17 protein-coding genes are annotated in these 15,418 nt (G+C 45.7%); 8 read left to right on the forward strand and 9 right to left on the reverse strand.

Annotated features, from left to right (window positions below; genetic code table 11):
• From ACTIE6_RS07465 to ACTIE6_RS07480, 4 genes are read right to left on the reverse strand one after another with little or no spacing between them, the layout of a single operon-like run.
• Positions 1 to 1,032 (reverse strand): M28 family peptidase, encoded by a 1,032-nt coding sequence (locus tag ACTIE6_RS07465; protein WP_439556041.1) that lies wholly within the window; start codon positions 1,030 to 1,032, stop codon positions 1 to 3.
• Positions 1,016 to 1,528 (reverse strand): DUF192 domain-containing protein, encoded by a 513-nt coding sequence (locus tag ACTIE6_RS07470; protein ID WP_439556042.1) that lies wholly within the window; start codon positions 1,526 to 1,528, stop codon positions 1,016 to 1,018. Before ACTIE6_RS07470 ends, ACTIE6_RS07465 begins: the two co-directional genes overlap by 17 nt.
• Positions 1,529 to 1,530: 2 nt before the next feature.
• Complete coding sequence (gene cysS / locus ACTIE6_RS07475) at positions 1,531 to 3,033, reverse strand: cysteine--tRNA ligase (protein WP_439556043.1); 1,503 nt, start codon at positions 3,031 to 3,033, stop codon at positions 1,531 to 1,533.
• 25 nt (positions 3,034 to 3,058) lie between these two features.
• Complete coding sequence (locus ACTIE6_RS07480; protein WP_439556044.1) at positions 3,059 to 3,445, reverse strand: DUF5618 family protein; 387 nt, start codon at positions 3,443 to 3,445, stop codon at positions 3,059 to 3,061.
• Between the two features lie 195 nt (positions 3,446 to 3,640).
• Between ACTIE6_RS07480 and ACTIE6_RS07485 the strand changes: the two genes are divergently transcribed.
• On the forward strand, positions 3,641 to 4,558 hold the full coding sequence (locus ACTIE6_RS07485; protein WP_439556045.1) for a PfkB family carbohydrate kinase: 918 nt from the start codon (positions 3,641 to 3,643) through the stop codon (positions 4,556 to 4,558).
• Positions 4,559 to 4,634: 76 nt separating this feature from the next.
• Positions 4,635 to 5,435, forward strand: a complete 801-nt coding sequence (locus ACTIE6_RS07490; RefSeq protein ID WP_439556046.1) for a glycerophosphodiester phosphodiesterase family protein — start codon at positions 4,635 to 4,637, stop codon at positions 5,433 to 5,435.
• Between the two features lie 2 nt (positions 5,436 to 5,437).
• Here ACTIE6_RS07490 and ACTIE6_RS07495 read toward each other — a convergent pair whose 3' ends face one another.
• From ACTIE6_RS07495 to kdsA, 4 genes are all read right to left on the reverse strand, one after another.
• A complete protein-coding gene (locus ACTIE6_RS07495; RefSeq protein ID WP_439556047.1) occupies positions 5,438 to 5,974 on the reverse strand; it encodes a DNA-3-methyladenine glycosylase I in 537 nt (178 codons plus the stop codon).
• A 21-nt stretch (positions 5,975 to 5,995) separates the two neighbouring features.
• Positions 5,996 to 6,451 (reverse strand): GyrI-like domain-containing protein, encoded by a 456-nt coding sequence (locus tag ACTIE6_RS07500; protein WP_439556048.1) that lies wholly within the window; start codon positions 6,449 to 6,451, stop codon positions 5,996 to 5,998.
• 61 nt (positions 6,452 to 6,512) lie between these two features.
• Complete coding sequence (locus ACTIE6_RS07505; RefSeq protein ID WP_439556049.1) at positions 6,513 to 7,196, reverse strand: phosphatase PAP2 family protein; 684 nt, start codon at positions 7,194 to 7,196, stop codon at positions 6,513 to 6,515.
• The gene (gene kdsA / locus ACTIE6_RS07510; RefSeq protein WP_439556050.1) at positions 7,193 to 8,005 is read right to left on the reverse strand and encodes a 3-deoxy-8-phosphooctulonate synthase; all 813 of its coding nucleotides are present in this window, start codon (positions 8,003 to 8,005) and stop codon (positions 7,193 to 7,195) included. Before kdsA ends, ACTIE6_RS07505 begins: the two co-directional genes overlap by 4 nt.
• A gap of 228 nt (positions 8,006 to 8,233) precedes the next feature.
• On the opposite strand from kdsA, the gene ACTIE6_RS07515 reads away from it, so the two are divergent.
• The 5 genes from ACTIE6_RS07515 (at position 8,234) to ACTIE6_RS07535 (ending at position 12,928) form a co-directional block, all read left to right on the forward strand.
• Positions 8,234 to 8,470, forward strand: a complete 237-nt coding sequence (locus tag ACTIE6_RS07515) for an acyl carrier protein (protein ID WP_015813362.1) — start codon at positions 8,234 to 8,236, stop codon at positions 8,468 to 8,470.
• 45 nt (positions 8,471 to 8,515) lie between these two features.
• Positions 8,516 to 9,769: a beta-ketoacyl-ACP synthase II gene (gene fabF / locus ACTIE6_RS07520; protein ID WP_439556051.1), complete on the forward strand. Its 1,254-nt coding sequence runs from the start codon at positions 8,516 to 8,518 to the stop codon at positions 9,767 to 9,769.
• 14 nt (positions 9,770 to 9,783) lie between these two features.
• Positions 9,784 to 10,530, forward strand: a complete 747-nt coding sequence (gene rnc / locus ACTIE6_RS07525; protein ID WP_439556052.1) for a ribonuclease III — start codon at positions 9,784 to 9,786, stop codon at positions 10,528 to 10,530.
• 216 nt (positions 10,531 to 10,746) lie between these two features.
• Positions 10,747 to 11,178, forward strand: coding sequence for an Hsp20/alpha crystallin family protein (locus ACTIE6_RS07530; protein WP_439556053.1), 432 nt, complete (start codon positions 10,747 to 10,749; stop codon positions 11,176 to 11,178).
• Positions 11,179 to 11,395: 217 nt separating this feature from the next.
• Positions 11,396 to 12,928 (forward strand): Do family serine endopeptidase, encoded by a 1,533-nt coding sequence (locus ACTIE6_RS07535; protein ID WP_439556054.1) that lies wholly within the window; start codon positions 11,396 to 11,398, stop codon positions 12,926 to 12,928.
• A gap of 58 nt (positions 12,929 to 12,986) precedes the next feature.
• On the opposite strand, the gene ACTIE6_RS07540 is transcribed toward ACTIE6_RS07535, so the two are convergent.
• A complete protein-coding gene (locus ACTIE6_RS07540) occupies positions 12,987 to 14,582 on the reverse strand; it encodes a pseudouridine synthase (protein ID WP_439556055.1) in 1,596 nt (531 codons plus the stop codon).
• A gap of 298 nt (positions 14,583 to 14,880) precedes the next feature.
• On the opposite strand from ACTIE6_RS07540, the gene ACTIE6_RS07545 reads away from it, so the two are divergent.
• On the forward strand, positions 14,881 to 15,418 hold a 538-nt coding region (locus ACTIE6_RS07545; RefSeq protein WP_439556056.1), incomplete at its 3' end, for an AMP-binding protein.

Raw genomic sequence — 15,418 nt, forward strand, 5'->3', positions numbered from 1 at the left:
TCACATAGGTTGCCCCGCAGCTTCCTGGTAAAGCACCTGCACCAATGTTTGTCCGACTGCTTTCAATGTTTTTGGATCGATATTCTTCATGTCGTCGTGGGAAGTATGCCAGTCGGGGAAGAAGGAGAGTAGGGTGCTGTTACGGTTGGTGTGGATAATATCGATCATCGGAATGCGGGCAATATTGTTTACCGGCACGTGATCGTCCGTCACAGTTGATCCGCGTTCGTCTATAAAGTAATTATTATACCCGAGGCGGCTGGCGGTGGTCCAAACCTGTCTTACCACATCTTCTGCAAATTGCAGAGAGTAGCCTTCTTTGGAGAAAGTAGCTCCTTTGGCGCCTACCATATCCAGCAATATGCCGAAATAAGCGGTGTAATTAGGTACGTGCTTGTTGGTAGCCCAATGTTTGGAACCCAGACAAAAGCCGCTGTAATCCATATCCGTCTGTGTTTCGGTACTACCCCAGTCTTCGGCATCGAAAAAGATGATATCTACACCAATATCCGGTTTGCTCGGCTGCGCTGAAAGTAACCGCGCAATTTCCAGCAATACACCCACGCCACTTGCACCATCGTTTGCTGCGAGTACGGGTTTGTTTTTTACCAAAGAATCCTGGTCCGAGAAGGGACGTGAATCCCAGTGGGAAGTAAGCAAAATGCGTTTGGATGCAGTTGGGTTAAAACTTCCGATGATATTGCGTGCATTTAGTTTGGTGCCGTCGAAAGTAGTGGCTGTGAATGGTTGCTCAGTTACCTGTAACCCGTATTTTTTCAAAGTGGCCACGAGGTAATCGCCGCATTGCTGGTGGGGTTTGGAATTAGGTACCCGGGCACCGAAGTCGACTTGCTTCTGCACAAATGCGTAGGCAGAATCTGCATTGAATGCCGGACTGGCGACCAGCTTGGGAGCAGCGGCTTCGCTGGTTTGGTCGGAGCTGGTGTTGCTCTTACATCCTGCTATTAAAATTGAAAAGCAAAAAAAATAGCTGAATGGTCTGAAAAACAGCTTCTTAGAAAGAAATAGCATCTCCGGTTTTGATATTGTTGCGTTCAGTGAAACCTGCATTTACCTCTACTACATACTGGGCATTTCCGAGAGACGGGATACCTTCATCAGAGTAGGGTTTGGTGTTGGCAGCGATAGATATGATTTTTTTATTTTCATCCACGTAGATGATATCCAGCGGGATACTGGTGTTACGCATCCAGAAGCTTTGCGGCTCCGATGTTTCGAAGATAAACAGCATGCCCACTGAGTCGGGAATGTAGGGCCGGTACATCAGACCTTTTGCCCGCTCGTTTTCGTTTTCAGCAATTTCAACATCAATCTTCTTGTATTGCTGTCCATTCTTCCAGAACGTGACTTCGCCTTCTTTGACAAATGTGGGCGCATTAGCTGCCGGTGTTGCATTTTCTGTTTCGACTTTACTTTTATTCAGATACGGAGCAAGCAGGTAGGCTGCGCCGCCCAGTAAAAACACGCCGAGTAAAATGTATGCAAATATCGATTGCCGGTTTTTCATGATTACTCCTCGTAAGCCCAGTCAACCCTGACTTTGGTGTCACGGATCACAAGCCCCTGATTTTTAAAATAAGAACGGATTTCATCCACCTTTTCGTAGTTCTGCAGCATTTTAAATTCCCGGTACAATTTCAGCATTCCGTCCAAGATCGCGTATCCTTCGGCAAGCTCTTCTTTCAAGCCCAGGACATCCTCGAAAAACCTGACAAAATGATCTTTCAGATTGTTAAATGCTTCTTCACCAATCGCAGCCGGCTTCAACTGCCCCATATTGAGCATGTTGATGTATTTAAGCAGATTGAAAAGGTTGGCAAATGCAACTGCGGTATTCAGGTCGTCGTTCATGGCGGCGTAAAATCCGTCAATTGCTTTCTGAATTTCGGCCTTCTTGTTCTCATCTATCGCAACTCCTTCTTCATGCGAGTAAGTCAGCAATTTGGCATTGCGCAATCCATTTGCAAGTCTTTTGTAGCCTTTATGTGCAGCCTTCAAAGCTTCATTAGAAAAGTCGAGCGTGCTCCTGTACTGGCTTTGTAGCATGAAAAAGCGCACTGTCATGGGGCTGTAAGCCTGATCGAGCAACGCGTGACTTCCGGAGAAAAGCTCCGAAGGCAGGAACGAGTTACCGAGCGATTTGGACATTTTTTGTCCGTTTACCGTCAACATATTGGTGTGCATCCAGTAACGTACCGGTTCTTCGCCAGTCAGCGATTTTCCCTGTGCGATCTCGCATTCGTGGTGCGGGAATTTTAGGTCCATTCCGCCACCGTGAATGTCAAACTGCTTGCCCAGGTACTTCTTACTCATGCAGGTACATTCGAGATGCCAGCCGGGGAAGCCCATTCCCCAGGGTGAATCCCATTGCATAATGTGCTCGGGACTGGCCTTTTTCCACAATGCAAAATCGAGCGGGTTACGCTTTTCAGCTTGCCCGTCGAGCTCGCGGGTTTCATTCAAAAGATCTTCTATAATGCGGCCGGAAAGCTTGCCATATTCATTCCCGCCAGCCTGGTATTTATTGATATCAAAATAAACCGATCCATTTGATTCGTAAGCCGCTCCCTTTTCGATCAGCGACTGTACTGCTTCAATCTGCTCTATTAAGTGACCGGTGGCAGTAGGCTCAATACTCGGCGGCAGCAGGTTGAAAATGGCAGAAACATCGTGAAAATCGTTGGTATACCGCTGCACAATTTCCATAGGTTCCAGCTTTTGCAGCTTCGCCATTTTCCCGATCTTATCCTCACCCTCATCGCCGTCACCAACAAGGTGGCCCACGTCGGTGATATTGCGGACGTACCTTACTTTATAGCCGATATGCGTGAGATAGCGGTAAAGGATATCGAAGGAAAGAAAAGTGCGGATATTGCCTAAATGCACATTGTTGTAAACCGTCGGACCGCAGACGTACATACCGACATAGGGAGGAGCGATAGGTACGAACACATCTTTTTTGCGTGTAAGCGTATTAAATAATCTAAGCGGCTGAAAAGTTTGTGCGGTCATTTATCCGGTACTTACTGAAACGATTCTATTTGTGAGTTTTTGAGAGCCGGTTTTCTACCCAGCTAATTATCTTTTCTGCATGTTGTAGGCCCAACTTCGCCAGGTCAGCGCTTTTGCTTCCCTGGTATCCCATATCTATATGGAGGATCTGGTAAGCTGTTGTGAAACTTGACAATAAGCTTTTGTCAACCCGGCTGAGCTCGTACTGGTACCATTCAACACTCTTGGGCGTTTTCCTGTTCTTCTCGCCCAGAAGTTCATTGAGCACGAGCAATATGCCGGTGTAGGCTGTGTGGCCGGCTATTTTGACGTACTTTTTGTCGTGATAAAGCCCGTCTTCTTTTTTAGCATTGTTACTCAGAAAATCCTTCGCATTGTCAATATGCCTGCGTGCTTCTAAAACTGCTTCCATTGTTAAGTATGTGTTTATAGTGGAGAGATAAAATCCTAATCAACAAAAATAGCAAATAACAGATGATACATGTGCTTGTGCCCGAATATTGGGGTTTGCCAAACATGCTATTCAGCTGATTTAACTATCTTCGCAGCGTTTTCTTGAATTGAATCCCAGTTTGAAACTTACTTAAAATCAACACAGTACTTATTTATGAGCTTACTTACCGTAGGATCTGTTGCATTTGATGCGCTTGAAACACCATTTGGAAAAACAGATAAAATTATCGGAGGCGCGGCCACTTACATTACACTATCCGCATCGTATTTTACAAAAGATAACAATCTGGTAGCAGTGGTCGGCGGCGATTTTCCAGGTGAAATGATCAGCCTTTTGCAGGATCACGGCATTAATACAGAAGGACTTGAAATTGTTAAGGACGGAAAGACATTCTTCTGGTCGGGTAAGTATCATGAAGACATGAACACGCGCGACACGCTGATCACCGAGCTGAATGTAATGGAGCATTTCGATCCGTTTATCCCTGAATCTTATCAGGGAACCGAGTTTTTAATGCTTGGAAATACGGTACCGGCCACCCAGAAGCTCGTAATTGAAAGAATGGCGAAACGTCCGAAGCTGATCATGCTGGATACCATGAACCTTTGGATGAATATTGCACTGAGTGATTTGAAGGAAACTTTGAAGCTGGTAGACTTAGTGACGATTAACGATGAAGAAGCGCGCCAGCTTTCAGGAGAATATTCATTGCGCAAAGCTGCCAAGAAGATCATGGAAATGGGTCCCACAACGCTGATTATCAAGAAAGGCGAGCACGGCGCATTGTTGTTCCAGGGCGATCGTATCTTCTTCGCACCTGCATTGCCGCTGGAAGAAGTATTTGACCCAACAGGCGCGGGCGATACATTTGCGGGGGGCTTTATCGGTTACCTGGCGAGCACAAATGATATTTCTTTTGAGAATATGAAACGAGGGATTATTTACGGGTCGGCAATGGCTTCGTTCTGTGTTGAAAAATTCGGAACGGAGCGTTTAGTTAATCTTTCACGGCAGGAAATCAATGCGCGGGTGCAGGAATTTGTGAATCTGAGCAGCTTTGAAATACAATAGGTATTTAGTTTAAAGTTTATGAGTCTATAAGTGAGGATCAATTCCCGTGCTTGTAGACTCTTATATTTTTAAGGTTATGATTAGCAGACAACTTTTCATTCTTTTCACGATTCTTGGAGTTGCCGTAAATGCGGATGCGCAGCTGGCCAAGTTGCCGCAGAGCAAAAACAAAACAGTTGTAATCGCCCACCGCGGAAATCATACTGTTGTCCCTGAAAATACATTGGCTTCCTGCCGCGAGGCGATCAAATGCGGTGCTGATTATGTGGAAGTGGATTTGCGGACTACCAAGGATGGAAAGCTGGTGGTATTGCACGACGCAAAAGTAGACCGGACAACAAACGGTACCGGCCGGGTTGCGGAAATGACTTTATCAGAAGTACGCGATTTACAGGTTTTTAACAAAAACAAAAAGACGCACCGCATTCCCGAATTCCATGAGGTACTTGCTGTTTGTAAAGGCAAAATCAACATTTATCTCGACTTCAAGGAGGCGAACGTAGAGGAAGCCTGGAAGCAGATCAAAGCCGCAGGAATGGAAAGTCAGGTGGTTGTGTACCTGAATGACGAGCGCCAGTACCGGCACTGGAAGGAAGTTGCGCCCGCTATTCCGCTCATGACAAGTTTGCCAAATCACGTGACAAGCAAAGACGGATTACTTGGCTTCCTGAAAAAAACCGATGTGCAGGTTCTGGATAATGTGAAAAATCCCGAGCTGGTAAAAGCCGCCAATGAACAGGGCGTGGCTGTTTGGCTGGATGTTCAAAGCGCAACCGAGGGTCCGGTGTCCTGGAAAGAAGCATTAGGCAAAGGTGTGCAGGGACTACAAACCGATACACCCGCACATTTAATCAGCTTTTTAAAGGAACAAAAGTAGCATTAACACAGCTGCTGGATCTTCAGATAAACCGGGCAGTCGGGCGTATGCGCGCCCGGCAGGTAACCGGTACTCATTAAAAATTCATTGACGATCTCGCCGCCGGTGAATTTAAAGGTTTTCTTAAAAAGCTTGATCCATTCCGGTTTTGTTAAAGGATGGTACGCATTGATCCACCCTTTGAAAGAACCGAATTCTTTTTGCAGTTCGAGAATCTTCTGTGCATTTACAATCGCTGCATTGATTTTAAGCCGGTTTCGGACAACTCCCGGATCCTGCATCAGCCGCTCACGGTCACTTTCATCAAAGGCTGCCACTTTTTCAATGGAAAATCCGGCATAAGCGGCACGAAAACTGTGCTGCTTCCGCAGCATCAAAGTCCAGCTCAAACCTGCCTGATTAATTTCCAGTAGCAATCGCCCAAAAAGCTCATTATCATCATCAATGGGATAACCGTAGTGATTGTCGTGGTATTCCTTATTCAATAAAAAATCAGTTGTTTCCGAACTGTTATTGTTGATGTATGCACAGTAAGACATGAAGCTGCGATATTGTATAGTTTAAAGAATGCCTACCTGTACTTCGGTGATATTACCGGCAGGATTTTGGAAATCCATATTGATATAAATTTCACGATTCTGCCCGGATGGAATGCGGTTTTCGGCACTTATTTTTCCAAAAACATCCCCATATACCTTACCCAAACTGCTCCAATCTCCCTGCAACTCCTGTGAAATACATTGAAACGGTTCAAGCACTTTTTGCCGGAATTCTGACCCTGAAACTGGTTCCGCCGGCGTGATCGGTAGGGCGATAGTCAGCTTGAAAATGGTTTCAGGATTTCCATCTGCACCTTCGTAAATCCAGTATATCGGGCCTGTAACTTCCAAATCGTTCTGAATAGCTTCTTTGTAAAGTCTCTGCGCAACTACTCGAACATATTCAAAGAGCGCATGAAGTGATGTTTCTGTTTCGTAATAAAGAACATGGATCGGCTGGATGTTTTTGATTTGCATAAAACTTCGGTTTAGTTTCCGGCAAATAATAAAGCCGGAGTGACAACCTATTGTCAGCAGGTCAGTACACCGGGGCAGTTTTTTTCGTTCTGCTCACTTTTTGTTTGAGCCACGGGTAACTAATGTAAAAAACTTTCGTCGCCCCAATCCCGATCCCCGCGCCCATTAACACATCAGCAAGCCAGTGTTTATTGTTCAAAATACGCATTGTACCTACCGTGGCAGCAGTTCCGTATCCTCCTATACTGTAAAAAACACTTCTATCGCCATACTCCTGGTGGAGGATTTCTGCATTCGCAAAGGCTGTTGTGGTATGTCCTGAGGGAAATGAGTGATTATCTTCTCCATTTGGCCGCGGATATCTTACTGCCCGTTTGAGACCCTGTGTTACTACCTGCGCACCAACATTAGAAAGTAATGCAAGTACAACCTGATCGCCCAGCGAGTGTTTTCCCTTTACTCCGGCCGAAGCAAGTCCGAGGCTTACAACACCGGGCAAATATGGAAGAAAATCATCTGCATTGGTATGAAATCCAGGATACTGAGACCGGACTTCCCGTTGCAGACTGCGGCTAACCTTGCCCTGTACAACCATCCCCGCAACAGCTAGTGAAATCGGTGGGATAATATCTCCGGCCTTTACCCGCCAAAGGGTAGAATCCCGTTGCGCAACTACCGTTTGCGGCAGCAGATTGCAGCAAATCAGTAAAGTCAGAATCTGAATTCGTGCCGCTTTGAAAATCATAGGATAGCCTCTCTCACCCGAACAAGCCTTTCCAGCAGACCTTCCAGTTGATCCAGTGGAAGCATATTAGCACCGTCGGACTTAGCTTCGGAAGGATTGAAATGCGTTTCAATAAACAGCCCGTCCGCACCCACTGCTATGGCAGCTTTGGCAATTGTTTCGATCAGTTTCGGCTTACCGCCAGTTACTCCTGAACTCTGATTAGGCTGCTGCAGAGAATGCGTGCAGTCCATTACAACTGGTACGCCGAATGCAGCCATTTCAGGAAGGTTCCTATAATCCACAACAAGGTCGCCGTAGCCGAAACTATTGCCCCGATCCGTTAAAATTACCTGACATTGCGGGTTGAGTTCATGAATTTTTTCGGCTGCAAATTTCATGGAGGCTCCTGAAAGAAACTGTCCTTTTTTCACATTTACAGCTTTTCCGGTCTGCGCAGCGGCCGCCAGCAGCTCTGTTTGCCGGCAAAGAAAAGCAGGGATTTGCAGTACATCCACGTACTCGGCGGCCATAGCCGCTTCATGAGATTCGTGAATATCCGTGACGGTAGGTACCCCAAATGTTTCGCCTACTTCCCGAAGTATTTTTAGAGCTTTCTCGTCCCCGATGCCTGTGAATGAGTCAATTTTAGTGCGGTTGGCTTTCCGGTACGAACCCTTGAAAATGTAAGGTATTTGTAGCCTTGTGGTCACATTTACAATGTTTTCAGCGATTCGAAGAGCCATATCCCGGCCTTCTATCGCACAGGGCCCGGCCATGAGAAAGAACTGCTGCGAGTAGGTATTTTTTAGATTTGCAATTGAAATCATATCTCAAAAATGCTTTTGATTAAATATTTGGTGAATGTACACTTATACCGGACGTTCTCCAGACTGCAAAAAGAAATCGGGAAATGAACACCTGATAAGGAGCTGATTTTCTGCTTTTTTTATTTCAGAAGCAATTATTGCAATAAAAATAAGGCAGGAAAAAAATTTTGAAAAAGTGAACTGAAATATCTTTCTTTGTTGCGATTTTAACCAAAAAGTGATTATAAAATGTCAGCAATTGCAGAAAGAGTTAAGCAAATTATCGTCGAGAAACTCGGCGTAGAAGAGTCGGAGGTTACACCGGAAGCAAACTTCCAGAACGACTTGGGAGCGGACTCTCTAGACACCGTTGAATTGATTATGGAGTTTGAAAAAGAATTCAATCTATCTATTCCTGACGACCAGGCAGAGAACATTGGTACAGTAGGCCAAGCTGTTGCATATCTGGAAGAGAACGTGAAGTAATTCGGTCTTTAAGCCAGTTATCATCTTCAATTTCTGTCCTTTTTTATGAGTTTTAAGCGAGTTGTGATTACAGGAATGGGTGCACTGACGCCCATCGGGAATGATGTTTCTACCTTTTGGACAAATCTGGTTGCGGGGGTAAGCGGCGCAGCGCCAATTACAAAATTTGATGCTGAGAAGTTTCGCACCCGTTTTGCCTGTGAAGTCAAGGGATTGGACATCAATACTTACATCCCGCGACAGGAAGCACGTAAAATGGACCCGTTTACTCAGTACGCCGTTATTGCTGCAGACGAAGCTATGAAGGACGCCGGCTTTGACGTAGATACGCTTGATCTCGACAAAGCCGGTGTAATTTGGGGCTCAGGAATTGGAGGGTTAAAAACTTTCGAAGAAGAAGTAATGAACTTCTCCGAGAATGGCAAAACACCTCGCTTTAACCCTTTCTTTATCCCTAAAATGATCGTGGACAGTGCATCGGGAGTTCTCTCGATTCGCTACGGTTTCCGGGGACCTAATTTTATCACCGTATCCGCCTGTGCATCAGCTACCAACGCGCTGATCGATGCATTTAATTATATCAAACTCGGTATGATGAATGTATGTATCTCAGGCGGCTCCGAAGCAGCTATTACGATTGCTGGTGTTGGAGGGTTCAATGCATTAAAAGCACTTTCTGAAAGAAACGACAGTCCTGAAACTGCGTCACGTCCTTATGATAAGGATCGCGACGGTTTTGTTTTGGGAGAAGGCGGTGCCGCACTTATTCTGGAAGATCTGGAACATGCAAAAGCCAGGGGAGCCAAAATCTACGCCGAAATGATAGGTGCAGGTATGTCTTCGGATGCATACCATATTACCGCCCCGCATCCGGAAGGTTTGGGTGCATTTATGGTAATGAAAAATGCACTTGAAAATGCCGGCATCCAGCCGTCAGATGTTGATTACATTAATACCCACGGTACTTCTACGCCGATTGGTGATCCGCAGGAAATCAAGGCAATCGAGACTTTCTTCGGTGAGCACGCTTACAATTTGAACATCAGTTCTACCAAGTCCATGACCGGGCACTTGCTTGGAGGCGCGGGAGCTATTGAAGCTGCTGCCTGCATTATGGCGATCAAAGACCAGATTGTACCACCGACGATCAACCATTTTACAGATGATCCGGAAATTAATCCAAGACTAAATCTTACTTTTAACAAAGCAGAGAAACGCAAGGTGGATATCGCCTTGAGTAACACTTTTGGATTTGGAGGTCACAATGCATCAGTCATTTTCAAAAAGTATGAAGACTGATAAACTTTCTACAATTGGCAAAGCGAATTCTTATACCGATACTTTCTCTCTTCCGTACCGGAAGTGCTGAGGATAAAAAATTTAAGGAGTCCATTGCACACGTAATCGGTGACCGCCCCTCCAACTTAGGCGTTTACCAGCTCGCATTTCGCCATACTTCTGCATCCAAAGAAACTGCTATCAAAGGTTTTCGCGAGTCAAATGAAAGACTTGAATACCTGGGCGACGCAGTGTTAGGTATGGTGGTCGCAGAGTTTCTTTTTACCAAATACCCCTACAAAGACGAAGGTTTCCTCACTGAAATCCGCTCCCGGATTGTCAACCGCGAATCCCTGAACCAAATATCCCGCAAGCTGGGCCTCGACAGGCTGATCGAATACGATGGAAATCGCCGCGGAATGTCGCCGCGCTCCTCTATGTATGGCGATGCGCTGGAAGCATTTGTAGGCGCCATTTACCTCGACAAAGGTTTCCGGTTTACCCGAACCTTCATTATCAGCAAACTCATCACGCATTATGATCTGGATAATATTATTCAGAACAATGCGAACTTCAAAAGCCTCATCATCGAATGGGCGCAGCGTGAGGGCAAGGAAATCCGTTTTGAAATACTCGAAGAACGAGGTACCCGCCACCATCGCGAATTCATCTCCCAGATACTCGTCAACGACGAGCCTTTCGCTACCGGAAACGGTTTTACCAAAAAGAAAGCAGAACAATCCGCTTCCGAGCAGGCTTGTGCCATCCTCGAATTACGGTAGGCAACACGCAATGCGTTAACAGGCGATAAAACTGTCATTTTACAGGTCGGTCAAGTTAAAAGCGGACATTATGTCGCTTATATTCTTTTCATATCTAATTTTGCTGACTTTTTGTCTTACTATTTATGGTTTTTATTGCCCGGAATGGAAGTTGATAATATCACTGCATACCACGAAGGTTAAAACTGGAAATCGAAAACATAAAATTTTATAGCAATGAGCACATTAGTTAAAACCCAATTCGCAACTCCTTCTTACCTGAACGGATTTTTTGGAAAAGATCTCTTCAACGAGTTTAACACACCAGCTTTCTCCGGAAGTGTTCCGGCCGTGAATGTGGTTGAAAGCAAAGAAGGATTCCGCATTGAAGTAGCCGCTCCTGGTTTACAGAAGTCGGACTTCAAATTGAACCTTGAAAAAGATCAGCTGACAATCTCTGCCCATAAAGAGCAGAATAGTGAGGAAGCAGGGGAGAAATATACTCGTAGAGAGTTCAAATACAACTCCTTCCAAAGAACTTTCACATTGCCAAACTCCATTGATGGCGACAAAATTGAAGCTAATTATGGAGACGGAATTTTAAGTGTTTTGTTGCCAAAACGTGAAGAAGCGAAAGAAAAACCTGCTCGCCAGATCGAAATCGCTTAATTGAAATTCTGAAGTAAGGAAGGCGTTATTTTCACGAATAACGCCTTCTTCTATGATCGACGAAAAGCACTCAAAGTGAACCTTACTGGCAGGATATTTTGGTTAGATTTGAAATGAAATATCTTTGTTAAATTATGTTAAACGGGCCTGAAAAGGGAATAAATACTTATTTGCTTTGCGTTAATCATTCATAAAATAAAAACCCCAACATATGTCTATGAAAACAAATTGGAAAGGTTTAGTGTTGGTTGGGTTGATTTCAAGTGCATCAACTCTTGCCGGCTTTAAACTATTAGGTCCGGACAGCGGCACAAATGTGATTTTCAAAGAGGCCCCTACCGAATCTATCGCACGTTTTACCTCAACTGGCGCGCCCGTAGGTGCACCGGGAGACTTTGTCTACGCAGCAGAAGCAACTACACCAACCGTAGTTCACATAAAATCGACAATGACACGCCAGGCTTCCCGCGGCGGCGGCCAGCAGATTCCGGACATTTTCAGGGATTTCTTCGGAGATGATTTCGGAGGAGGCCAGCGCGGCCCTCAGTCGCAGGAAGCTTCTGGTTCCGGCGTGATTATCTCAGGTGATGGTTACATTGTAACAAATAACCACGTTGTGGAAGGTGCACAGGAGCTGGAAGTTACTTTGCATAATAAAAGAAAATACAGAGCGAAGGTAATCGGTACTGACCCTTCTACCGATATCGCGGTGATTAAAGTGGAAGCGAAAGATCTTCCTGCCGTAACATTGGGTAACTCAGACGCAGTGAAAGTAGGAGAGTGGGTAGTTGCCGTAGGTAACCCATTTAACCTCGAATCAACGGTAACTGCTGGTATTGTAAGTGCAAAAGGTCGTGGTCTTGGTATTATCGGTCAGTCACGTCGCAATGGAGTTACCCCGGCTTCTGCAACCGCAGGAGACTCGCCGCTTGAATCTTTTATCCAGACTGACGCAGTTGTTAACCCTGGAAACAGCGGTGGTGCACTTGTTAACCTGAAAGGTGAATTGATCGGTATCAACACCGCTATCGCCAGTCCAACTGGTAGCTTCGCAGGTTATGCATTCGCAGTTCCTTCCAGCATTGTGAAGAAAGTGTCCAGCGACCTTATTAAGTTTGGTAATGTGCAACGCGGTTACCTTGGAATTCAGCTTGATGATCTGGATAGCAGAAAAGCAGAAGAATACGGCGTGAAAGTAAACGATGGTGTTTACGTACGTGAATTCACTGAAAACAGCGCCGCAAAAGCTGGTGGTGTAAATAAAGGCGACGTGATCGTGAAAGTGGACGGAGTTGACATTCACTCAGTTCCTGAACTGCAACAATCTATCGGTCTGCACAAACCTGGCGATAAAGTGAACCTGACTGTCAATCGTGAAGGCAAAGAGAAAGAACTGAGCATTACACTTCGTAACAGAACAGGTGGCTCTGATATCATCAAACGCGATGAAACGGCTGCAATCATGAATGTGCTTGGGGCGCAGTTTGGTAACCTGAGCGACGCAGAGAAGCAGCGTTTGTCGAGATATAAAGTGGAAGGTGGTGTGAAAGTAGTTTCTATCGAAGGCGGCAAATTTGCCCGCTCGCAAGTGGAAGAAGGCTTTATTATTACCAAAGTAAATGGAAAGGCAGTTCGTACCGTGAAGGAATTCGAAGCTGCAATCGCCGGAAAAGAAGAGTCTATGGTGACATTTGAGGGACTTTACCCTGACGCACCTTACGATGTATTCTCATTCGGATTCAGATTGTAATCTGAATGAAGGTAAAACAAAAAATGGCTGCGGATCCCGCAGCCATTTTTTGTTTGTATCAAAGCATATATTTAAGCCTCACAACTTCCTTTTCGCTTAAAAACCGCCACTTACCGCGTGGCAGGTCTTTTTTGTTCAACCCTGCGAAAACAGTCCGGTCAAGCTTCTGAACTTCGTAACCCAGGTGCTCAAACATCCGGCGAACGATCCGGTTGCGGCCGCTGTGAATCTCAAGTCCAACTACCATTGCGTCCGGCGTTACGATTCCGACTTCGTCGGGACGGATAAATCCATCTTCCAGATCTACTCCGTGCTGTAACTGTTCGAAATCCTCGTTCGTAATCGGTTTGTCCAGCTCTGCCTGGTAAATCTTCTTGATTCCGCTTGACGGGTGCGTCAGCTTTTCGGCAAGCTCGCCATCATTAGTCAGCAGCAGCAAACCAGTGGTATTTCTATCCAAACGTCCTACCGGATAAACGCGCTCGTTGCAAGCGCCTTTGATCAGGTCTAAAACCGTTTTACGTTCTTCCGGATCGTCGGTCGTGGTAATGTAATCCTTTGGTTTGTTGATCAGGATATAGACCATCTTCTCAGGATTCAGCGCTTTTTTGCCATATTTGACAACATCACTCGCCTTCACCTTATAACCCATTTCGGTGATCGTTTTACCATTTACCGAAATCTGGCCCGAAGAAATCAGATCATCAGCTTCTCTGCGCGAACAGATACCTGCATTCGCGATATAGCGGTTCAGCCTGATATCAGTGCTGGTTTCTTCTTTTTTTTTAGGAGCTATCTTCTTTTCATAATCCTGCAGATTGTAGCGGGGCGCAGTCTCATATCTGCCCACTCTGCGCTCTAATCCGCTTCTGTCTTCTGTATCAGATGCTCTTTCTTCTCTCGGCGCCCGATCTTCTCTTGCTTTTGGTGCTCTTTCGTCACGTGCAAATCTGTCACTTCTTGGTGCGCGTTCGTCGCTCTGATTTCTATCTTCTCTCGGTCTGTAACCTTCTCTCGGCGCTCTTTCTTCCCTTTCAAATCGCTCTCCACGCGGTGCACGGTTTTCCGGCCCTCTGTCTTCCCGCGATCTGAACCCTTCTCTTGTTCCACCTTCACGGGGTTCTCTCGGACGGAAGTTGCTTCTGTCTTCCCTGTTGTCAAATGCAGGCTTTCCCTCAGGACGGAATGTCCGGGGTTTATCAAATCGTGGTTTTTCGCCTGATGTTCTTTTGTCTGAAAAAGGTCTTCTTTCTGCATTTCCGTCATCAAAGCGCGGTCTGAAAGGCCGGGTATCTCCTGGTTCAGGTTTTCTGAAAGATCTTTTCTCGCCCTGGAAACCGGATTCTTTTTTGAAACCGCCGGAATTTCCAAAAGGCTTGTCTTTGCGGAAGCCACCTTGTTCGCGATTGAAACGTGGCCTGTCATCGGCCGGTTTTTCGTGTCCGAAGCTTGGACGTGATTTGGCGGGCTTGTTTTCCTGTGCTGAGAATTTCAGACTGGATTTTTTAACACTCGGCTTACTGAAACGGCTTTCAGTCTCCGGCTTTGGTTTTCTGAATGAATTGCCGCCGCCGCTGCTTTTGCGGAAGGATTTGTCCCCTCCACCCGAAGACGGGCCACCTGCCGGTCTCGCATTGTTTGTTCTTTTTCTCATTTCAGGAATGCAGTATCACTACTGGGATTTTTTCCTCTTAACAAATTGCTTGTAACTGAAAGTGATTTGTTGTGGATATTTCTGATATTAATGCCACCAAAATCAGTTAGCCAGCGTATCTGATCATCAGAAAGTGTTGATAATTTATAGATTAGCCTGCAAAGATACGCCAATTTTCCGGTTAAATATTTCGCATTTGTTTTATGTCAAAAGTGATAAAGCAACGTTTATTAGTACTATCAGCGAATTGCCCGTTGCAGGGACTTCGTATCTAAATCTTCAATGAAAGGAATTGAATATGTCAACCGAGGTGCAGACTCAGCCACTATGGAAACCTGGACGGACATTGCTGGAACAATCCAATCTGAAAAAGTATATGGATTGGCTTTTTGTCAAAAAGGGACTTTATTTTCGATCTTATCACGACCTCTGGGAATGGTCTGTAACCGATCTGGAAGATTTCTGGGAAAGTCTCTGGAACTACTTCAATATTAAGTCTCACGATCTGTATCTCGAAGTTTTGCAGCGCCCCCAAAGCGGGATGATCGGCACTAAATGGTTTACCCGCTCCAAGCTCAACTACGCAGAGCATATTTTCAGGAATAAAACAAAAGATCGTCCCGCCATTCTGTTTAAGTCTGAGCAAGAGGGACTTCGTGAAATATCCTGGGAGCAGCTGGAAGCGGAAGTGGCGGCGGTTGCTACCTGGCTCAAACAAATAGGAGTGAGGCCAGGCGATCGTGTGGCGGCTGTTTTACCCAATATACCGCAGGTAGTGGTGGCGTTTCTGGCAGCTAACTCCATAGGTGCAGTTTGGTCTTCGTGCTCGCCGGATT

Source organism: Dyadobacter sp., assembly GCF_051859145.1.
GTDB lineage: Bacteria > Bacteroidota > Bacteroidia > Cytophagales > Spirosomataceae > Dyadobacter.

Bases quoted from the DNA above. Each gene is read 5' to 3' on its own strand.
- kdsA (WP_439556050.1), bottom strand. From the start codon at position 8,005: ATGATTTCAATTGCAAATCTAAAAAATACCTACTCGCAGCAGTTCTTT.
- ACTIE6_RS07490 (WP_439556046.1), top strand. From the start codon at position 4,635: ATGATTAGCAGACAACTTTTCATTCTTTTCACGATTCTTGGAGTTGCC.
- ACTIE6_RS07465 (WP_439556041.1), bottom strand. From the start codon at position 1,032: ATGCTATTTCTTTCTAAGAAGCTGTTTTTCAGACCATTCAGCTATTTT.
- ACTIE6_RS07485 (WP_439556045.1), top strand. From the start codon at position 3,641: ATGAGCTTACTTACCGTAGGATCTGTTGCATTTGATGCGCTTGAAACA.
- ACTIE6_RS07470 (WP_439556042.1), bottom strand. From the start codon at position 1,528: ATGAAAAACCGGCAATCGATATTTGCATACATTTTACTCGGCGTGTTT.
- ACTIE6_RS07540 (WP_439556055.1), bottom strand. From the start codon at position 14,582: ATGAGAAAAAGAACAAACAATGCGAGACCGGCAGGTGGCCCGTCTTCG.
- ACTIE6_RS07500 (WP_439556048.1), bottom strand. From the start codon at position 6,451: ATGCAAATCAAAAACATCCAGCCGATCCATGTTCTTTATTACGAAACA.
- cysS (WP_439556043.1), bottom strand. From the start codon at position 3,033: ATGACCGCACAAACTTTTCAGCCGCTTAGATTATTTAATACGCTTACA.
- fabF (WP_439556051.1), top strand. From the start codon at position 8,516: ATGAGTTTTAAGCGAGTTGTGATTACAGGAATGGGTGCACTGACGCCC.
- ACTIE6_RS07480 (WP_439556044.1), bottom strand. From the start codon at position 3,445: ATGGAAGCAGTTTTAGAAGCACGCAGGCATATTGACAATGCGAAGGAT.
- ACTIE6_RS07505 (WP_439556049.1), bottom strand. From the start codon at position 7,196: ATGATTTTCAAAGCGGCACGAATTCAGATTCTGACTTTACTGATTTGC.
- ACTIE6_RS07515 (WP_015813362.1), top strand. From the start codon at position 8,234: ATGTCAGCAATTGCAGAAAGAGTTAAGCAAATTATCGTCGAGAAACTC.
- ACTIE6_RS07530 (WP_439556053.1), top strand. From the start codon at position 10,747: ATGAGCACATTAGTTAAAACCCAATTCGCAACTCCTTCTTACCTGAAC.
- ACTIE6_RS07535 (WP_439556054.1), top strand. From the start codon at position 11,396: ATGAAAACAAATTGGAAAGGTTTAGTGTTGGTTGGGTTGATTTCAAGT.
- ACTIE6_RS07495 (WP_439556047.1), bottom strand. From the start codon at position 5,974: ATGTCTTACTGTGCATACATCAACAATAACAGTTCGGAAACAACTGAT.